This is a genomic window from Mycobacterium sp. (assembly GCF_035653355.1).
GTDB lineage: Bacteria > Actinomycetota > Actinomycetes > Mycobacteriales > Mycobacteriaceae > Mycobacterium.
The window spans coordinates 1-2,996 of sequence record NZ_DASRBZ010000111.1 but is presented as its reverse complement, the minus strand read 5'-3'; the positions used below and the strand labels follow the sequence as shown (position 1 = coordinate 2,996).

Sequence of the window (2,996 nt, the reverse complement as noted above, 5' to 3'; positions counted from 1 at the left end):
TTCGGCCCCTTGACCGACACGTTCTGGCCATCGATGCTGACATCGACTCCGGCGGGAACCGGAACCGGCTGCTTACCAATACGCGACATGTCTACCCCCTCACCACACGTATGCGAGGACTTCGCCGCCCACGCCCTGTCTGGCTGCCTGACGGTCGGTGAGCAGGCCCGAGGACGTCGAGATGATCGCCACGCCCAGGCCGCCGAGCACCCGCGGCAGATTGGTGGATTTCGCGTACACCCGCAATCCTGGCTTGGACACGCGGCGCAAGCCAGCAAGGCTGCGCTCGCGGTTCGGCCCGTATTTGAGTTGGATGACGAGCGCTTTGCCGACCCGAGCATCTTCGACGCGGTAGTCGCTGATGTACCCCTCGTTCTTGAGGATCTCGGCGATATTCGCCTTAATCTTCGAGTGCGGCAGCGTCACCTCGTCGTGGTACGCCGCATTGGCGTTGCGCAGACGCGTCAAAAAGTCTGCGATCGGGTCCGTCATCGTCATGACAGCCGTGTCACCTTTCTCGCAGCGGTTCCCGCAGTGGGCCTGCTGCGTTTCACCAACTGCTCTTCTGCACGCCGGGCAGCTCGCCCGCGTGCGCCATCTCGCGCAGGCAGATCCGGCACAGCCCGAACTTGCGGTACACCGAGTGCGGGCGGCCGCACTTACTGCAGCGGGTGTAGGCCCGCACCTTGAACTTCGGTTTGCGCTGAGCCTTGTTGACCAGTGCCTTCTTTGCCATCTGTTCAGTTCTCCTTGAACGGGAAGCCGAGGGCCCGCAACAGCGCGCGTCCTTCCTCGTCGGTCGCCGCCGAGGTGACGACGCTGATGTTCATGCCACGGGTCCGGTCGATGGTGTCCACGTCGATCTCGTGGAACACCGACTGCTCGGCCAGCCCGAACGTGTAGTTACCGGCGCCGTCGAACTGCGCCGGCGACAAGCCGCGGAAGTCGCGGATACGCGGCAGCGCAATCGAAGTCAGCCGGTCCAGGAATTCCCACATGCGATCGCCACGCAGGGTGGCCCGCACGCCGATCGGCATGCCTTCGCGAAGCTTGAACTGGGCGATGGATTTTCGGGCCCGCCGGATCTCCGGTCGCTGCCCGGTGATCAGCGACAGGTCGGTGACCGCGCCGTTGATCATCTTCGCGTCGCGCGCGGCCTCCCCGATGCCCATGTTGACGACAACCTTGACCACCGTCGGGATCTGCATCACGTTGCGGTATCCGAATTGCTTTTGCAGCGCATCGCGGATCTCTTCGCGATAGCGGACTTTGAGCCGCGGCTGAACTTTTTCTGCGGTCGTCATCAGATGTCCTTGCCGTTGCGCTTGGAGATGCGGACTTTCTTGCCGGTCTCCTCGTCGACCCGGTACCCGATGCGGGTGGGCTTGCCGTCGGAGTCGACCACCATCACGTTGGAGACGTGGATCGGCGCTTCCTGGGTGACGATGCCGCCCGATCGTGCGCCGCGCTGGTTGGTCGAGATGGGCGTGTGCTTCTTGATCCGGTTGACGCCCTCGACGAGCACTTTGTTCTTGGCCGGGTAGGCCTTGAGCACCTTGCCCTTGGCGCCTTTGTCTTTACCGGAGATGACCAGGACGGTGTCGCCCTTATGCACCTTCATCTACAACACCTCCGGGGCCAGCGAGATGATCTTCATGAAGCGCTTCTCCCGCAGCTCGCGGCCGACGGGGCCGAAAATGCGGGTGCCGCGCGGGTCGTTGTCGGGCTTGATGATCACTGCCGCGTTCTCGTCGAACTTGATGTAGCTGCCGTCGGGGCGGCGACGCTCCTTGGCGGTGCGCACCACGACGGCCTTGACCACATCGCCGCGCTTGACGTTGCCGCCGGGGATTGCGTCTTTGACCGTCGCCACGATGACGTCGCCGATTCCGGCGTAGCGTCGCGATGAGCCGCCGAGCACGCGGATGCACAAGATCTCCTTGGCGCCGGTGTTGTCGGCCACCTTCAGTCGCGATTCCTGCTGAATCACCAGATCTCCTCAATCCTGTCCCGGTCACTCCGCTGCATCCCTCGGCGCAACCGGGTTGAACATGTGCACGGCAGGCCGTGCCGTCCCGGTGGGCAGTGCCCACCAGAGACCTGGCGTGCGTGGTCTTCGTCGCCGAAAGGCACGCGGGGCCGTCACCTTGCGCCGGCCGAGGTCTGCCCACGGCAACCCCTAGAGTCTAGGTGACGACCTGCTCAGCGCCAAATTTTGGGTGGTTCACCCGCTATCGAGAATCACCGGCCACGGCGCTGCCGATTCTGCGTATATCGGCGAGATGGTGGACACCTTCGTGCATCGCCTGGCGGACGAGCCAACGCGCGGTGCGCTGCTCGCCGGGCAGGCGGGTCGCCAACCGGTCCCAGCCCTGTGTGCCAGTACGGGCGACTTGTTCGCAGAAGCCGGTTGTGGCCGCCGCGAGCTCGTCAAGCGTCGCGCTGAGGTCGCAGTCGTTGTAGCGAAACCGGCGCGCCCGAAGGTCGTTGAACATCGGTTCCAGCGCCGGAACGTCCTCCGTTCTGATGCGGTGCAGCCGAATGGTGAACGTGACGTAGACGTCGCGCAGGTGGCAAACGTATTCGGCCACCGACCAGACCTGCGGGCTGGGCCGACGCCGACGCGCTTCGTGCGGGATGGCCTCGACAGACTCCCGAACCGCATCCGGCAGTCGCGTGATGACCAGGACGGCGTCATCGACGCTGATCTCCGGATACGCCAACGCGCAGTCGTCGCACACGTGATCTTCCGCAGCCAGCGGCGGCAATCCGTGCATACGGGCAATCGTCACCCATTGGGTGTGGTCGTCCGCAGTCGGCGCGTCAAAACGGTGGTGGATCGTCGTCGGTGTCGGGTGGGGCCGGGCCGAACCAGGCGGCTTCGCGGGCCCGACGGCGGGCCTCACGCGCTGCTCGATTCTGCCGGCGTTCGGTGGCGATGCGATGTGCCCGGTCTTGGGCCCGGGTGCGACGCCGCTTGGGCATCATCGCGCTGC

6 protein-coding genes and 1 pseudogene are annotated in these 2,996 nt (G+C 64.9%); all 7 read right to left on the bottom strand.

Going from position 1 to position 2,996, the window contains the following annotated elements; all coding sequences use genetic code 11:
* A pseudogene (locus VFA16_RS03570) lies at positions 1 to 89 on the bottom strand (50S ribosomal protein L6); the annotation flags it as partial.
* A 10-nt stretch (positions 90 to 99) separates the two neighbouring features.
* On the bottom strand, positions 100 to 498 hold the full coding sequence (gene rpsH, locus VFA16_RS03565) for a 30S ribosomal protein S8 (RefSeq protein ID WP_324966490.1): 399 nt from the start codon (positions 496 to 498) through the stop codon (positions 100 to 102).
* A 52-nt stretch (positions 499 to 550) separates the two neighbouring features.
* Entirely contained in the window at positions 551 to 736 is a 186-nt protein-coding gene (locus tag VFA16_RS03560; protein ID WP_083090052.1) for a type Z 30S ribosomal protein S14, read from the bottom strand.
* Between the two features lie 4 nt (positions 737 to 740).
* The gene (gene rplE / locus VFA16_RS03555; RefSeq protein WP_324966489.1) at positions 741 to 1,304 is read right to left on the bottom strand and encodes a 50S ribosomal protein L5; all 564 of its coding nucleotides are present in this window, start codon (positions 1,302 to 1,304) and stop codon (positions 741 to 743) included.
* Complete coding sequence (rplX, locus tag VFA16_RS03550; RefSeq protein ID WP_083090050.1) at positions 1,304 to 1,621, bottom strand: 50S ribosomal protein L24; 318 nt, start codon at positions 1,619 to 1,621, stop codon at positions 1,304 to 1,306. Before rplX ends, rplE begins: the two co-directional genes overlap by 1 nt.
* Positions 1,622 to 1,990, bottom strand: a complete 369-nt coding sequence (gene rplN / locus VFA16_RS03545; RefSeq protein WP_023370951.1) for a 50S ribosomal protein L14 — start codon at positions 1,988 to 1,990, stop codon at positions 1,622 to 1,624.
* Between the two features lie 241 nt (positions 1,991 to 2,231).
* Positions 2,232 to 2,792 (bottom strand): DinB family protein, encoded by a 561-nt coding sequence (locus VFA16_RS03540; protein ID WP_324966488.1) that lies wholly within the window; start codon positions 2,790 to 2,792, stop codon positions 2,232 to 2,234.
* Between the last annotated feature and the right edge of the window lie 204 nt (positions 2,793 to 2,996).